The sequence below is a fragment of the Aeromonas sp. SrichE-2G genome (genome assembly GCF_017939565.1).
Lineage (GTDB): Bacteria > Pseudomonadota > Gammaproteobacteria > Enterobacterales > Aeromonadaceae > Aeromonas > Aeromonas taiwanensis.
In genome coordinates this window covers 1,351,015-1,366,980 of the sequence record NZ_JAGKRG010000004.1, presented here as the reverse complement: position 1 = coordinate 1,366,980, position 15,966 = coordinate 1,351,015, and the positions used below count along the sequence as shown (strand labels likewise).

The 15,966-nt window shown below is 63.1% G+C and carries 13 protein-coding genes; 6 read left to right on the top strand and 7 right to left on the bottom strand.

Annotated features, from left to right (window positions below):
- Positions 1–7: 7 nt before the first annotated feature.
- Complete coding sequence (gene apbC / locus J9885_RS08150; RefSeq protein ID WP_043760531.1) at positions 8–1,090, bottom strand: iron-sulfur cluster carrier protein ApbC; 1,083 nt, start codon at positions 1,088–1,090, stop codon at positions 8–10.
- Positions 1,091–1,275: 185 nt separating this feature from the next.
- Here apbC and metG point away from each other — a divergent pair, with 185 nt between their 5' ends.
- Complete coding sequence (gene metG / locus J9885_RS08145; protein ID WP_210548732.1) at positions 1,276–3,309, top strand: methionine--tRNA ligase; 2,034 nt, start codon at positions 1,276–1,278, stop codon at positions 3,307–3,309.
- A gap of 74 nt (positions 3,310–3,383) precedes the next feature.
- Here metG and J9885_RS08140 read toward each other — a convergent pair whose 3' ends face one another.
- Together J9885_RS08140 and J9885_RS08135 are read right to left on the bottom strand one after the other, a co-directional pair.
- Positions 3,384–4,112 carry a CHAD domain-containing protein gene (locus tag J9885_RS08140; RefSeq protein WP_210548731.1) on the bottom strand — a complete coding sequence of 243 codons (729 nt, stop codon included), beginning with the start codon at positions 4,110–4,112 and terminating at the stop codon, positions 3,384–3,386.
- Positions 4,113–4,122: 10 nt separating this feature from the next.
- Entirely contained in the window at positions 4,123–4,395 is a 273-nt protein-coding gene (locus tag J9885_RS08135; protein ID WP_043760538.1) for an acylphosphatase, read from the bottom strand.
- A gap of 84 nt (positions 4,396–4,479) precedes the next feature.
- Here J9885_RS08135 and J9885_RS08130 point away from each other — a divergent pair, with 84 nt between their 5' ends.
- Together J9885_RS08130 and J9885_RS08125 are read left to right on the top strand one after the other, a co-directional pair.
- Positions 4,480–5,910 carry a methyl-accepting chemotaxis protein gene (locus J9885_RS08130; RefSeq protein WP_134694342.1) on the top strand — a complete coding sequence of 477 codons (1,431 nt, stop codon included), beginning with the start codon at positions 4,480–4,482 and terminating at the stop codon, positions 5,908–5,910.
- Between the two features lie 189 nt (positions 5,911–6,099).
- Positions 6,100–7,293 (top strand): class I SAM-dependent methyltransferase, encoded by a 1,194-nt coding sequence (locus J9885_RS08125; RefSeq protein ID WP_210548730.1) that lies wholly within the window; start codon positions 6,100–6,102, stop codon positions 7,291–7,293.
- 172 nt (positions 7,294–7,465) lie between these two features.
- Here J9885_RS08125 and J9885_RS08120 read toward each other — a convergent pair whose 3' ends face one another.
- Both J9885_RS08120 and J9885_RS08115 read right to left on the bottom strand, forming a co-directional pair.
- Positions 7,466–8,110 carry a glutathione S-transferase family protein gene (locus J9885_RS08120; RefSeq protein WP_210548728.1) on the bottom strand — a complete coding sequence of 215 codons (645 nt, stop codon included), beginning with the start codon at positions 8,108–8,110 and terminating at the stop codon, positions 7,466–7,468.
- 104 nt (positions 8,111–8,214) lie between these two features.
- The gene (locus J9885_RS08115; protein WP_134694338.1) at positions 8,215–8,664 is read right to left on the bottom strand and encodes an EamA family transporter; all 450 of its coding nucleotides are present in this window, start codon (positions 8,662–8,664) and stop codon (positions 8,215–8,217) included.
- 304 nt (positions 8,665–8,968) lie between these two features.
- Between J9885_RS08115 and selD the strand changes: the two genes are divergently transcribed.
- The 3 genes from selD to J9885_RS08100 are packed head-to-tail and all read left to right on the top strand — an operon-like array spanning position 8,969 to position 11,771.
- Positions 8,969–10,006: a selenide, water dikinase SelD gene (selD, locus tag J9885_RS08110; protein WP_210548726.1), complete on the top strand. Its 1,038-nt coding sequence runs from the start codon at positions 8,969–8,971 to the stop codon at positions 10,004–10,006.
- The gene (gene mnmH, locus J9885_RS08105) at positions 10,003–11,133 is read left to right on the top strand and encodes a tRNA 2-selenouridine(34) synthase MnmH (protein WP_210548724.1); all 1,131 of its coding nucleotides are present in this window, start codon (positions 10,003–10,005) and stop codon (positions 11,131–11,133) included. Before selD ends, mnmH begins: the two co-directional genes overlap by 4 nt.
- Complete coding sequence (locus J9885_RS08100) at positions 11,127–11,771, top strand: MBL fold metallo-hydrolase (protein WP_210548722.1); 645 nt, start codon at positions 11,127–11,129, stop codon at positions 11,769–11,771. The genes mnmH and J9885_RS08100 overlap by 7 nt, the downstream gene beginning before the upstream one ends.
- Here the strand turns inward: J9885_RS08100 and J9885_RS08095 are convergent.
- Both J9885_RS08095 and J9885_RS08090 read right to left on the bottom strand, forming a co-directional pair.
- Positions 11,747–12,763, bottom strand: coding sequence for an HD domain-containing phosphohydrolase (locus J9885_RS08095; RefSeq protein WP_043760556.1), 1,017 nt, complete (start codon positions 12,761–12,763; stop codon positions 11,747–11,749). The genes J9885_RS08100 and J9885_RS08095 overlap by 25 nt on opposite strands.
- On the bottom strand, positions 12,760–15,924 hold the full coding sequence (locus tag J9885_RS08090; protein ID WP_210548719.1) for a response regulator: 3,165 nt from the start codon (positions 15,922–15,924) through the stop codon (positions 12,760–12,762). Before J9885_RS08090 ends, J9885_RS08095 begins: the two co-directional genes overlap by 4 nt.
- Positions 15,925–15,966: the final 42 nt, after the last annotated feature.

Sequence of the window (15,966 nt, the reverse complement as noted above, 5' to 3'; positions counted from 1 at the left end):
CAGCCGATTATTCGTCCAGCGCCATCGTGTAGAGCGGGGTCGCAATCGGTTTACCGCTGAAATAGAGCTCGGCGCCCACCCGACGCGCCAACTTCAGGTAGGTCTGTGCCAGTTCGCCGTCCGGCTTCCCGAACACGGTGGGACAGCCGTCATCCATGTGCTGGCGAATGTCGATGTGCAGCGGCAGCTGACCGAGCAGCGCCACCTGATACTGCTCCGCCATCTTCTGGCCGCCGCCGGTTCCAAACAGGGGCTCGTGGTGGCCGCAAGCGCTGCAGACGTGATAGCTCATGTTCTCGACGATGCCGAGCACGGGCACATTAACCTTGTTGAACATGGCGATCCCCTTGCGGGCATCGGCCAGGGCCACGTCCTGCGGGGTGGTGACGATCACGGCGGCCGTGGTCGGCACCTGCTGGGCCAGGGTGAGCTGGATGTCGCCGGTGCCCGGCGGCATGTCTACCACCAGATAGTCCACCTCGCCCCACCGGGTCTCGTGCAGGATCTGTCCCAGCGCCTTGCTCGCCATGGGGCCGCGCCAGATGGTGGCATCCTGCTCGGCCACCAGATAGCCGATGCTGTTGCTCTTGATGCCACACGCCATGACAGGCTCCATCATCTTGCCATCGAAGCTCACGGGGCGCTCCTTGAGGGTCCCCGTCATGGTCGGGATGGAAGGGCCATAGATGTCCGCATCGAGGATGGCCACCCTGGCCCCCTCTTTTTGCAGCGCCAGCGCCAGGTTGACCGCAGTGGTGGATTTGCCCACCCCACCCTTGCCGGAGGCGACCACCAGGATGTTGCGAATCCCCTGTACCGCCGCCAGCTGCTGCGCACGCGGCATGCTGGCCACCTCTATATCCCCCGTCCAGTCGATGCGGGTCGCCCCGGTGGCACTGCGCAGCCGCGCATCGAAGGCCTCTTTTATCTGTTCAAACAGGGATTGACCGGCAAAGGGCAGCACCAGCTTGATGGTCAGGGTCTGCCCCTGATGCTCCACGGTTCGCACAAAACCGGCTGCGACCAGATCCTTGCCCCATCCGGCCGGCTTAAATTCGGCCAGGATATTTTTTACTGAATCAATCACCATTAACTCCCCATTATGTTGTCGTTATCCTGAGGTGGACGGTTACCGCACACAAATCAGTGGCTTGCCGATGCCTGCGTGGCGCCACAGGCCATGGCCGGACGGGCCACAACCCTAGGCAGGGCGCCCCCAATTCGGGTAACATGCACGGCACTGTATCATCCCAACAGGCACATAAAGAACGTATTATGGCAACTGATCCTCGTAGAATGCTGGTAACCTGCGCCCTCCCCTATGCCAACGGCTCCATCCACCTCGGTCACATGCTGGAACACATCCAGGCCGATATCTGGGTTCGTTATCAGCGAATGCGCGGCCATCAGGTGCACTTCGTCTGTGCCGACGATGCCCATGGCACCCCCATCATGCTCAAGGCCCAGCAGATGGGGATCACGCCGGAAGAGATGATTGCCGCCGTCTCCCAGGAGCACCAGAGTGACTTCGCCGGTTTCAACATCAGCTTCGACAACTATCACTCGACCCACAGTGACGAGAACCGCGAGCTGGCCGGGCTTATCTACGGTCGTCTGAAAGAGTCCGGCAAGATCAAGATCCGCACCATCTCCCAGCTGTTCGATCCGGAAAAATCCATGTTCCTGCCGGATCGCTTCGTCAAGGGTACCTGCCCCAAGTGCAAGTCTCCCGAGCAATACGGCGACAACTGCGACAGCTGCGGCGCCACCTACAGCCCGACCGAGCTCATCGATCCGAAATCCGCCGTCTCCGGCGCGACCCCGGTGATGAAGGACTCAGAGCACTACTTCTTCGACCTGCCGCAATTCGAAGCCTGGCTGGCTGGCTGGGTGCGTGGCTCCGGCGCCATCCAGGAAGAGATGGCCAACAAGATGCAGGAGTGGTTCGAAAGCGGCCTGCAACAGTGGGACATCACCCGTGATGCCCCCTACTTCGGCTTCGAAATTCCTGGTGCCCCGGGCAAGTACTTCTACGTCTGGCTGGATGCCCCCATCGGTTACATGGCCTCCTTCAAGAACCTGTGCAACAAGCGTGGCGACATCGACTTCGACAGCTACTGGAAGGCAGACTCCGACGCCGAGCTCTACCACTTCATCGGCAAGGACATCGCCTACTTCCACTGCCTGTTCTGGCCGGCCATGCTCGAAGGCGCTAACTTCCGCAAGCCTACCAAGGTCAACGTGCACGGCTACGTGACCGTCAACGGCGCCAAGATGTCCAAGTCCAAGGGCACCTTCATCAAGGCCTCTACCTACCTGAATCACCTGGACCCGGAGTGCCTGCGTTACTACTACGCCGCCAAGCTCAACAGCCGCATCGATGACCTGGATCTCAACCTGGAAGACTTCGTCTCCCGCGTCAACGCCGACGTGGTCAACAAGCTGGTGAACCTCGCCTCCCGCAACGCAGGCTTTATCGCCAAGCGCTTTGACGGCAAGCTGGCCGCCACTTGCGCCGAGCCAGAGCTCTACGCCGAGTTCGCGAGCGCCAGCGCCGTCATCGCGGAAGCCTACGAGAGCCGCGAGTTCAGCCGTGCCATCCGCGAGATCATGGCACTGGCCGACAAGGCGAACCGCTACGTGGACGACAAGGCTCCCTGGGTCATCGCCAAGCAGGAGGGCGCAGACGCCGAGCTGCAAGCGGTCTGCTCCGTCGGCATCAACCTGTTCCGGGTGCTGATGGCGTACTTGAAGCCCGTCATGCCCGAGCTCGCCGAGCGCGCCGAGGCCTTCCTGGGCGAGACCCTGACCTGGGACGGCATCGCTGCCCCCCTGGTCGACCACACCGTTGCCCCCTTCAAGGCCCTCTTCTCCCGCATCGAGCCGGCCAAGATTGAAGCCATGATCGAGGCCTCCAAGGAGGATCTGGCCAAGGAGCAGGCGCCGAAAGTAACCGGTCCCCTGGTCGACGACCCCATCAGCGAGACCATCGCCTACGACGACTTCGCCAAGATTGACCTGCGCGTGGCGCTGATCAAGAAGGCCGAAGCGGTGCCGGAAGCGGAGAAGCTGCTGAAATTGCAACTCGACATCGGCGGCGAGACCCGTCAGGTGTTCGCCGGCATCAAGTCTGCCTACAACCCGGAAGATCTGGAAGGCAAGCTGACCGTGATGGTGGCCAACCTGGCCCCGCGCAAGATGCGCTTCGGCATGTCCGAGGGCATGGTGCTGGCCGCCGGCCCGGGCGGCAAGGATCTCTGGATCCTGGAGCCCCAGGAAGGCGCCCAGCCCGGCATGCGTGTCAAATAAGCTGTACGCAACATGACATGAGAAGAGAGGCCAATGGCCTCTCTTTTTTTTCCTGCCTGATTGTTCTCCAGAGGCTAACGCTGCAGCGCCAGTCTGAGGCCGACCAGCTCCGCCTGGCGACAATCGAGTTGGCGCAACTGGCAAAGGATGGCCTCTTTCAGGGCCCGCTTCTGCCTGCCGTGCCCTGGCTCCCTATCGAGACGCCTGAGCCATTGCCGCGAATCCTGCAGCTGACCCAGCCTGTCCTGCCAATCCACCAGCATGGCAAGCCAGGCCGACTCCCCCGCCCCCTGGCCGAGCAGCAACTCCACCCCGTAGCGGGTCTGCTTCAACACCAGTCGCAGCCTGTGCCAATGGCGCAGCCGCTGCCTGCGCCTGGCAGAAACCGGTACGGGCTCCGCCAGGCAATCGGCGAGATCCAGCGCCAGATGCAGCTGGAACAATGGCAAGGGGTTGAAGTCGGCGGGCACCTGCCGGAGTCTTTCCAGCCAGCGGGTCAGGCGCACCGTCAGCATGGGCACCCGGGGGGCATCGCCATGGCGGGAGGAAGCCCCAAAGTGTGCCGCATAGACCTGGGCATCGCGCAGGGTGGAGAGCCGGCCCACCGCACACTCGAGTCGCCGCTCCAGGCCGGGAGCATGGACGAGGGGCCGCCACAGGGCGAGCAGGGCAAGCAGGCGGCGCGCCGCAATCCGGTAGGCGTGCACCTCGTCCGTGCCGGCCCGCTGGCGCAGAGCCAGGGTGGCCGCCCCGTATTCACCGATGAGGCGGCAGGCCTGCTCCATCCCCCCTGTCGTCATCATCCGCTCCCGATCAGTTGGTATGAAAACCCGATCCCGTGGGAGGCAACGCCTGGGCGCACTCCATCCGGGTCACGGTGGCGGTTCGGGGCCCGTGCTCCAGCCAGCCCAGCATCATCTGTACTTTTTGCTCCGGGCCGGCAATGAGGATCTCAACCGACCCATCCTCCAGGTTGTAGGCGTGGCCTCGCAACCCCAGTTGCAGCGCCCGCTCCCGGGTGAAGTAACGAAACCCCACCCCTTGCACCTGGCCCCACACCCGCACGACAAACGATTGCTCTCCCATTTATCACACCTTTCGCTTAAGTAATTTCTCTCCGGGGCGATAATGAACGCGACATTTCCTCCCCTTGCAGGACGCAATACCATTATGAAAGAAGTTAAATTCCGGTGGGTTGACCGTTATCTCATTCACCTCACGATTAACGAGAAATTTCTCATTACCTTCTGGTTTCCCCTGTTGTTCATCGCCTTCCTCACCTGGTATCTGCTGGCCGACGGTCATGATCAAGAGATGCGGATCAGGCTGGATCAGCTCCAGCAGCGGGTCGACACCACAGCCCAGCTGGTCAGCCAGCAGCCGACCCTCACCCTGCCGGCGGATCTCGTCCTGTCACCGACCGCCACGACCGGCCTGAACCAGCAGGGAGAGGTCTATCACTATAGCGCCAGCGCAGGCCAGGCGGGCTTCCTGACCGGCTCCCTGGACACCGGTCGCTATTCCCTCTGGGATGGCCAGGGCACGACCCTCACCATCATCGCCGTGCTGGCGGCCCTGCTGGCCCTCATCACGCACTATCTGATGACCTTCGTCTCCGGGGCCCTCTACTCCACCAACAAGGCACTACAGACGGTGGCGGGGGGCGATCTCACCTTCCGCCTCAACTTCTTCCCGGTGCGGGACGAGTTCTCCATCCTGGCAGGCAGCATCGACAAGTTCACCGATCGCCAGCACAAGATAGTCCAACTGGTGGAGGAGTCGGCCGAGGCACTCACCCTGGCGGCGGACGAGTTTCGCGAGCACGCCAGTGACGGCGAGACCCAGGCCCGCGCCCAGCGCCAGCACATGGACTCCCTGGCCACCGCCATGGAGCAGATGTCTGCGGCCATCCGGGAAGTGGCCCGCAATGCCAACGACACCCTGCTGCAAACCCGCCAGTCAAGCGAGGAAGCCGCCCACGGCGCACAACGGGTCGCCCGCACCATCAATGCCATCGCCACCCTGGCAGACGAGATAGGCAACGCCTCCGGCGCCGTCGAGCGGCTGACCCACAACGCCAACCGCATCAACGAGGTGATCAGCGTCATCAACGCCATCTCCCAGCAGACCAACCTGCTGGCCCTCAACGCCGCCATCGAGGCGGCCCGAGCCGGTGAGCAGGGCCGCGGCTTTGCCGTGGTGGCGGACGAGGTACGTACCCTCGCCAGCCGCACCCAGCAAGCCACGGTGGAGATCCAGCAGATGATCGAAGAGCTGCAGGCCGGCACCGGGGCGCTGAACGACATCATGGAGAAGACGGTGGGCCGCGCCGCCAGCAGCCAGCAGCTCATCACCGAGGTCGGTCTCGACATCGACAAACTCAGCAGCCACAGCGATGCGGTGCTGGAGATGAGCACCCAGATAGCCACCTCGAGCGAAGAGCAGAGCTCGGTGGCCGAGGAGATAACCCGCAGTCTGGACAAGGTGCGGCAGGAGGCGTGCCGGGTGGAAGAGTCAGCCAGCGCTGCGGTGGCCGGCACCATGGGCCTCAAGGGCACGGCCAGCGAGCTTGGTCAGGCGTTGACCGGCCTCAGGATCTGAGCCCCCATCCCCCACAGGCCATCCCCGGATGGCCTGTATTTTTTCAGGGGTACGATAAACCTGGCAATCCACCCCTTCATTCACGCAATTCACCGGCAGATGAGCTTATCGCAGCGACGTGGCTTGCACCCCCACCCTGACAACCCCTACTATATGCCCCCTTCTCTTTCTACCATCTGGCAACTACCCATGAGCGCTTCCATCTATCTCGTCAAAGGCCGCGAAAAATCCCTGCTGCGTCGCCACCCCTGGATCTTCTCCAAGGGCATCGAGCGGGTTCAGGGCAATCCCATCGACGGCGACACCGTCGAGATCTACACCAACGATGGCAAGTGGCTCGCCCGGGGTGCCTGGTCCGGCAGCTCCCAGATCCGCGCCCGGGTCTGGACCTTCGACAAGGACGAGAATATCGATCTCGACTTCTTTATCCGCCGCCTCTCCTATGCCCAGGAGTCCCGCGATCCGCTGATCAAACGCCAGGGCCTCACCGGCTATCGCCTGTGCGCCGCCGAGTCCGACGGTCTGCCGGGCCTGACCATCGACCGTTACGCCGACTTCCTGGTGTGCCAAATTCTCTCCGCCGGCGCCGAGTTCCAGCGCGAGCTCATCACCCGGGCCCTGCGCACCCTCTATCCCGAGTGCAGCATCTATGAGCGCTCCGACGTGGCGGTGCGCAAGAAGGAAGGTCTGAAAGAGCGCACCGGCGTCATCTATGGCGAGACCCCGACCGAGCCCGTGATGATCGAGGAGAACGGCGGCGTCAAGATCCTGGTGGACATCCGCAACGGCCACAAGACCGGCTTCTATCTGGATCAGCGGGACAACCGTCAGGCCGCCGCCAAGTACACCGAAGGCAAGCGGGTGCTGAACTGCTTCTGCTACACCGGCGGTTTTGGCGTCTATGCCCTCAAGGGCGGCGCCAAGGAGGTGGTCAACGTGGATCTCTCCCAGAACGCCCTGGACATCGCCCGCCAGAACGCCGAGCTGAACGGCCTGGATACCAGCAATACCCAGTTCGTGCGTCACGACGTGTTCAAGCTGCTGCGGGAATACCGCGAGAAGGGCGAGAAGTTCGATGTCATCGTGCTGGATCCCCCCAAGTTTGCCGAGAGCAAGGCCCAGCTGCTGGGTGCCTGCCGCGGCTACAAGGACATCAACATGCTGGCCTTCCAGCTGCTGGCGCCGGGTGGCGTGCTGCTGACCTACTCCTGCTCCGGCCTGATGGAGCAGAGCCTGTTCCAGAAGATCGTCGCCGATGCGGCCCTCGATGCCGGTCGCGATGCCCAGATCCTGGAGCTGCTCTCCCAGGCCTCCGATCACCCCATCGGCACCGCCTATCCGGAAGGCTTCTACCTCAAGGGCCTGGTGGTACGTGCCCGCTGATCGGCCCCCCCTCTCTCCTTTGATCAATCAGGCCCCAATGCGGGCCTGAATTTTTTGACCTCGCTGGCATGTTGAAGCAGGAGGATTAACGGGAGGAATAGACAGACACATCGCGCTTTCTTACACAAAACAGGCCCGCGATGCGGGCCTATTTATGCAAGAGGCAGCGATATCAATCTCGCTGTGGCGCACCCAGAGGGAAGTAGTGACGATAAGGCCTCGCCTCGTCCACCACCCGGACGATGCTGGGATGGGCCAGCAGCCGGGCACGATAGCTCCGCAGCACGGCACACTCAGCCGGGATAGGGTGGGCCCAGTCGGCGTAAAAGAGCGAGGGGGCGGCAGCGCAATCTGCGAGGGTAAAACGCTCTCCCGCCGCCCAGCGGCGATCGGCGAGATGCTTGTCTAGCCAGGGGTAGATCCTGTCCAGCATGGCCCGCGCCTCGGCAACCCCGAAGCCGTCGCGCTCGGCCACAGGTCGCAGCCGGTCCATCACCACCTTCTGCATGGGGGTCATCACATAGTTGTCGAACAGGCGATCCAGCATATGCACTTCGATGCCCGCCTCCCCCGCCGGCACCAGGGTGTTGGGGCCGGGATGGTGCAACTGCAGGTATTCGATGATGGTGCTGCTCTCGAGCAGGGTGCGCCCCTCATCCACCAGCACGGGGAAGCGCTTGAGGGGCCAGAGGCTGGCAAGCTCGGCCTTCACCGAGGGGGCCTCCAGATTATGGTACTCGAATGACAGTGCATTCTCGTAGAGGGCGATCAACACCTTCTGGCTGTAGGACGAGAAGGGATGGGCATAGAGTTTCATCTCACCGGCTCCTTGTATCTAGTTGTATTCCCTTGGGTGATGTCACCTTCACTTGAGCCATTCACCGTGGCGGTCATGACTCTTGTCGCGATGATGGCCCGCCGCTATGGCTCCTTGAGAGCGAGCACCATGACCCCGCTGGCGATGAGGGCGATGCCGAGCCACTCCCGCAGGGAGGGGCGCTCCCCCAGAAACAGGACGGCGAAGATCACCACCAGCACCAGGCTGAACTTGTCGATGGGCGCCACCTGGGCGGCGGTGCCCAGTTGCAGGGCCCGAAAATAGCAGAGCCAGGACGCACCGGTTGCGAGCCCCGACAGGCCGAGGAACAGCCAGCTGTGGGCCGGGAGCGTCAGCGGATTGCTCCACTGCCGGGTGGCGGTCACATAGAGGCAGAGCAGCAGGAAGATGAGCCCGGTTCTGATCAGAGTGGCCAGATCCGCGTTGATCTGCGCTACCCCGACCTTGGCAAAGATGGCGGTCAGGGCGGCGAAGAAGGCAGAGAGCAGGGCCCAGCCAAACCAGTTCAGGGTGACAATGGATGAGTCGCTCATGATGATGCCTTGCAATAGGGGGTGAGCTAGTTGTAGCAGAGCCGGGAGATAACGAGGATATGGATACTCCTGCCTTGGACCAGGCCTCTTCCCCCTCTCAATTGCGAGTCGGATCCCTCATCCTCTTTGTGGCATAATGCCCCGTCCCGTGGCCTTTGGTGGCGCGGTCTGGGCCATCCCCACGCGGCATGCCCAGCCGATTTGTCATGCCACCAGGCTCACCCGTTTTCTGCGATTATCCGCGATACGATGACCGCACCCATATCGCACGCATCACGCGATGCTTGAACCAAGAGGGGTCAGTATGTCTGCCATTCGTCTCACCCAGTACAGCCACGGCGCCGGCTGTGGCTGCAAGATTTCCCCCAAGGTGCTCGACACCATCTTGAAGAGCCAGATCCCGGGCTTTGACGATCCCACCCTGATCGTCGGCAACAGCAGCAAGGATGACGCCGCCGTGGTGGACATCGGCAACGGCCAGGGCATCGTCTCCACCACCGACTTCTTCATGCCCATCGTCGATGATCCCTTTACTTTCGGCCGTATCGCCGCCACCAACGCCATCAGCGACATCTACGCCATGGGCGGCAAGCCCATCGTCGCCATCGCGATCCTCGGCTGGCCCATCAACACGCTGGCCCCCGAGGTTGCCCAGCAGGTGATCGACGGCGGTCGTCAGGTGTGTCACGAGGCGGGTATCTCCCTCGCAGGTGGCCACAGCATCGACGCCCCGGAACCCATCTTCGGCCTGGCGGTGACAGGCATAGTGCCGCTCAACGCCATCAAACAGAACGACACCGCCCAGGTGGGTGATACCCTCTATCTGACCAAACCCCTTGGCATCGGTATCCTCACCACGGCCCAGAAGAAAGGCAAGCTCAAGCCCGAGCACGAGCAACTGGCCCCCGAGGCCATGTGCACCCTCAACAAGATTGGCCAGCATTTTGCCGCACTGCCGGGCGTACACGCCATGACGGACGTGACCGGCTTTGGTCTGGCCGGCCACCTGCTGGAGATGTGCGAGGGTTCAGATGTATGCGCCCGCCTCGACTTCGCGGGGCTGCCGCTCCTGCCCGAGGTGGATCACTACCTGGCAGAGGGGTGCGTACCGGGCGGTACCCTCCGCAATCACGACTCCTACGGCCACAAGCTTGACGCCATGGATGAGCGTACCCGCAATATTCTGTGCGATCCCCAGACCAGCGGCGGCCTCCTGGTCGCCGTCGGCAAGGAAAGTGAAACCGAGTTTCTCGCCATTGCCGAGCAGGCCGGGCTGAGCCTCTCCCCCATCGGCCAGCTGCAGGCCCGCACCGGCAACCAGTTTATCGAGGTTGTCCTATGAGTGACCTGCCCCTGGTCAGCGATTACACCCGTATTTTCCTGGAGGACGTTCCCCTCATCGATCTGCGCGCCCCCGTCGAGTTCAAGGAGGGGGCCTTTCCCACCGCCGTCAGCCTGCCACTGATGACGGACGAGGAGCGTGCCCGGGTCGGCACCTGCTACAAACAGGAGGGTCAGGCTGCCGCCATCAGACTCGGCCATCAGCTGGTGGGGGGCGCGGTACGCGCCGCGCGTCTGGATGCCTGGCTGACTCAGCTGCGCCAGCAGCCAGATGCCCTGCTCTACTGCTTCCGGGGCGGCCTGCGCTCGCAAACCGTGCAGCAGTGGCTGGCCGAGGCCGGTGTCACCCGCCCCCGGGTGGCTGGCGGCTACAAGGAGCTACGCCGCTTTCTCATCGACACCCAGGAGAGCGCCGCCGCCCAGTGCGGCTGGACCGTGCTGACCGGCATGACCGGCTCCGGCAAGACCCATATGCTGGAGCACATTGCCCAGGCGGTGGACCTGGAGGGCCATGCCCATCACAGGGGCTCCTCCTTTGGCCAGTTGCCGGGGGGACAGCCCAGCAACATCAACTTCGAGAACCGCATCGCCATCGAGCTGCTCAAGCGCCGCCATCGGGGTGAAGCCCATTTCGTGGTCGAAGACGAGAGCCGCCTCATCGGCCGATGCGCCCTGCCCCTGAGCCTCTATGAAGCCATGTGCCAGGCGCCTCTGGTGGTGGTGGAAGTTTCTCAGGAGGAGCGGGCCGAGCAGATCCGCATCGATTACGTGCAGGATCTCTGGCTGCGCTATCTGGAGATGTATGGCCAGGAGGAGGGCTGGCCGCTCTTTGCCGGCTACCTCACCGACGCCATGGCCCGCCTCAAGCGTCGCCTCGGCGACAAGGATCACCGCGAGCTGGACGGCCTGTTGCAAGCCGCCCTCACCGAGCAGGCCGAGACCGGGCAAACCGCCGCCCACCTGGTCTGGATCCAGCTGCTGCTGACCCGTTACTATGACCCCATGTACCGCTACCAGCTGGACAACAAGCGCGAGCGGATCCTGTTTCGCGGCGACCGGCAAGCCTGCCTCGCCTTCTTTGCCGAGCAACACGCCCTTCATCCCCACCAGGAGAGTCCCACATGTTGAAGTTCGAGGTGATCCCGGTCACCCAGTTCGCCCAGAATTGTTCCCTCATCTGGTGCGACGAGACCCACCAGGCGGCGCTCGTCGATCCCGGTGGCGAGGCGGACAAGCTGCTGGCTGCCGTCGCCAGGCGCGGGCTGACTCTGACCCATATCCTGCTGACCCACGGTCATCTGGATCATGTGGGCGCTGCAGCCCAGTTGCGCGAACGGACAGGCGTTCCCATCAGGGGTCCCCACAAGGAAGACGCCTTCTGGCTCGACATGCTGCCTCAGCAGAGCCAAATGTTCGGCTTTGCCCATACCCCGTCTTTCACCCCGGATAGCTGGCTCACCCAGGGGGACAAGGTGCAACTCGGGCACTGCGAGCTGGAAGTCTATTTCTGCCCGGGCCATACACCGGGTCATGTCGTGCTGATCAGCCAGGCCGAACGCCTCGCCTGGGTGGGGGACGTGCTCTTTGCCGGCAGCATAGGCCGCACCGACTTCCCGCGCGGTGATCACGCCACCCTGATCCGCTCGATCAGCGAAACCCTGTTGCCGCTTGGGGATGACATTGTCTTTATCCCGGGCCACGGCCCCAGCTCCACCTTCGGGCACGAGAAGGCGAGCAATCCCTACCTGACGCAATCCATCTGGTAATCCCCCCGCGCTTCGCGGGCATCCCACTGGATCTTGAGGCGCAAGATCTCCGGCATGATCTCGAGAAAACGTGCGAGCAGCCGGGGATCGAAGTGCTGGCCGGCACCGTCACGCATGGTGGCCAGCACCCGCTCCAGGGGCCAGGGCTCCTTGTAGGGACGACGCACGCTCAGGGCGTCAAACACGTCGGCGATGGCCACGATCCGCGACGCCTCGGGGATCCCCTCGCCGCTTGTTCCTGCGGGGTAACCCGTGCCGTCCCACTTTTCGTGGTGATGCAGGGCAATCTCCGCCGCCATGCGGAAGATGGGTCCGTCGGAACGCTTCAAGATCTCGTAACCGATGCGCGGATGGGTACGCATGATGGCCCACTCCTCTTCGGTAAGAGGCCCGGGCTTCTTGAGGATGTGATCAGGGATCCCAATCTTGCCCATGTCATGCATGGGGGCTGCCAGCTCCAGCAGATCCGACTGTTCGGGGCTCCAGCCGACCGCGTCGGCCAGGGCCCGGGCATAGGCGGCCATGCGCCAGATATGCACCCCGGTGTCGGTGTCGTTGTAGTGACCCGCCTCGCTCAACATCACGATGGCGGTGCGGTAGCTGCGCTCGAGCTGCTCGAGGCGCACCAGAGAGAGATGGTTGCGCACCCGGGCACGCACCGTACTCGGGCAGACCGGCTTGTAGATGTAATCCACCCCGCCCGCTTCGAACCCCTGGCTCTCGCTGTCTGCATTGTCACTCGCCGTGATAAAGAGCACCGGGATCCCGGCGTGAGCCGGATCGGCCTTGAGTCGGCGGCACACCTCGTAGCCGTCCATGTCGGGCATGCGTACGTCAAGCAGGATCAGCGCAGGCTCGTGGCGCTCAACGGCAGCCAGCCCCTCCTCCCCCCCTTTGGCGAAGAAGAGGTTGTACTCCTCCTTGAGGATTTGCCGCAGCAGCCCGAGGTTGCTCGGCTCGTCGTCGATGATCAGCACGCGTGGTCTATTCATGGTGCAGACTCCTTCCGATCCCCCAGATACTCTTCCAGCGTGCGGGTCGCGAGCGGGATATCGAACAGCTCCAGCGCCGCACTGATCTCGTTCACCAGCTTGCAAGGCAGGTAACTCCTGGCCTGGCCCAGCGCAGGCTCTATCAGCTCGAGATCCTCGCTCACCAGGGCCTGATGCAGGGCGTGCAGGTACACCTCCTGCACCTCACCCTGAACCAGCGGGGAGTTGATGGCTCCCGGCTCGCGACCGGCATAGGTGTCGATGGCCTGCTGCGCCCGCTCCAGCGCCTCGAGGAAAGGGGGAATGAGCTGACTGGTGTCGCCCCCCTGCTCGATGGCCTCGTTCAGTTCGGCGCTGATGCGTGCCACATCGGTGAGCGACAGGCTGCCTGCCACCCCCTTGATCTTGTGAGTCAGGCTCGCAGCCGCATCAATCTCGTGCTGAGCGATGTAGTCCGGCAGCACGGTGCCGACCGTCATGTAGTCATCACGAAAGCGCCGCAGGTATTTGAGATAAACGGACGCTTCACCCCAGTTTCGCAGTCCGGTATCGATATCGATGCCAGCCACCGACTCCCGGGCAAAGTCGTTCACGGTGAGCGGTGCCACGCTGTCCGGCAGGTAGCGCAGCAGCGTTGCGATGAGCTGCTCCACATCGAGCGGCTTGGCGATGAAGTCGTTCATACCAGAGGCCAGCGCCGCCTCGCGCTGATCCTTGAAGACACCGGCGGTGAGTGCCAGCACGGGGGTCTCCTCGCGTCCCGGCAGCTGGCGCAGGCGGCGGGTCGCCTCGTAGCCATCCATCACCGGCATCTGCACGTCCATGAGCACCAGATCGATGCACCGCGCCGGATCGGCAAGACAGGCCAGGGCCCGCTCTCCGTCGATGGCGGTGATCACCTCGGCCCCCTCTCGCTGCAGCAGGCGGGTCGCCACTTCCAGGTTGATGTCACTGTCATCGACCAGCAGTACGTGCACACCCGGCAGGCGCAGACGGCGCTGGCCGCTCTCCAGCGGTGCCACGTGTTCGCGCTTCTCGTGGATGAGACGCGCCACCGCGTTGTAGAGACTGGAGCCGGTGACGGGCTTGTGCAACACCAGATCCACCTGATCCGAGCCGGGGCGACGCATCAGCTCGTCCTGGGAGTAGGCGGTCGCCATGATGATGATGGGCGAGTGCTCCTGCCGCTCGAAAGCACGGCGAATGGCGATGCAGGTCTCGAGTCCGTCCATGCCAGGCATCATCCAGTCGAGCAGGATCACATCGAAGCGCTCCCCCTGACCCAGCAAATGGTGCAGGGCCTGCTCACCGGACTCCACTACCCGTGACTGCCAGCCGAGGGAGCCCACCGTCATCGACAGGGTGTCGCGGGTCACCTGGTTGTCGTCGGCAATGAGCAGCGAAACGTGTTGCAGCCGCTCGTTGAAGGCCTCGGGCTGCCTCACCAGCGCCAGACGGACACGGAACCAGAACTCGCTCCCCTTGCCCAGTTCGCTGGTGACGCCGATATCCCCCCCCATCAGGCTCACCAGGCGGCGGCTGATGGTCAGGCCAAGCCCGGTCCCCCCGAAACGACGACTGGTGGAGGAGTCGGCCTGGGAGAAGGCATTGAAGATGTTGGCCTGTTGTTCTGGCGGAATGCCGATCCCAGTGTCGCGCACCCGAAACAGCAAGGTGGCCATGCCGTCCTGCTCGGCCTCCAGCTCGACCTTGACCTCCACTTCCCCACGTTCGGTGAACTTGATGGCATTGCCGGTCAGGTTGAGCAGCACCTGCTCGAGGCGAAGGGCGTCCCCAATCAGATGGCCGGCCTGCTCGGGGGCACTACCCACCACCAGCTCGAGGTGCTTGTCGCCAACGCAGGTGGACATGATGGCCGCCACGTGATCCAGCACCTCCTCCAGGCTGAATGGCACCTGCTCGAGCTCGAGCCGGCCCGACTCAATCTTGGAAAAATCGAGGATGTCGTTGATGATCCCGAGCAGCGCATGCCCTGCCTGGTGGATCTTGCGAACCAGCGCACGCTGGCCATCGTCAAGCACTCCCTGCTCGAGCAGGTAGGTCACCCCCATGATGGCGTTCATGGGGGTACGGATCTCGTGGCTCATGTTGGCGATGAAATCCCCCTTGACCCGCGCCAGCCTGGCTGCCTCCTGCTGTGCCAGCTGCTCCCGACGCCAGCTGCGCACCAGCGAGGCCACTCCGATACCGAACAGCAGCAGCAAGGTGGCGCAGGTAGCCGAAATGCTCATCCAGATGTGAGTACGAATGGCCAGCAGCTCGCTGCGCGGCACCATGGAGGCGGCCTTCCAGATCAGCTGATCATGATTCAGTGCCGGGTACAGGGTGGTCCAGCTCCACAGCCCGTCGGCGGACTCGACCTGGCCGTTCGAGGCCCCCCAGAGCGTCTGCCAGGCCTGGGGAGAGGTCAGCCTCAGGGTAAGATCCGGGCGCTCGACCATAAAACCCCACTCTTGTGCCGGATCAGGGTTGCGCAGCCAATACCCGTCCTGATTAAGCAGCATGGTATGGGCGGCAGCCTTGCCACTGCTGTTGGCGAACTCCTTGAGCATACGGCCTGCCTGCACGTTGATAAGCAGCAAGCCCAGATCACGGTCCCCCAGGCGCAGGCGCTTGGCGATGCGGATCATGGGGTTGAAGGGGCGATCGATCACCCCGTGTTCGACGTTGAGATCGAGCGGAGAGACGTAGATCCGCTCCCAGGGCAATGCCATGGCATCGCGGAAATAGTAACGCTCTCCCTTGTTCTGCAACTGGTCGTCGGCCACACGCCGTAGATGTGGCCCCTGGCGGTTGATGCGCACCATCTCCATGCCATCCGGCGCCAGCCAGCGCACCTGGGCATAATCGGGATTGCGGTTCATCAGAATGGTGAACTGGGCAGCCATGGTGTCACGTTCATTGCGACCCGCCGCCTCGAGCAGGAGGGGTTCTTCAGACATGCTGCGCACATGGCGTAGCGGCACTGCCAGCTCATCCTCGAGACGACCGCTGGCGAGTGCCAGGAAGGTGCTCTCATCGCTGCGAAGACGATAAAGTTCGCGCTCGATCAGTGCGTTTCCCAACAGATACCCCCCCACCAGGACCAGCACCATAATGGGTGAGAACAGCAGGAAATATCCCCGTATGATTCCCTTCATGACGGTCAACATTACCCCGTAGATGGACTTGTTCGAATACTT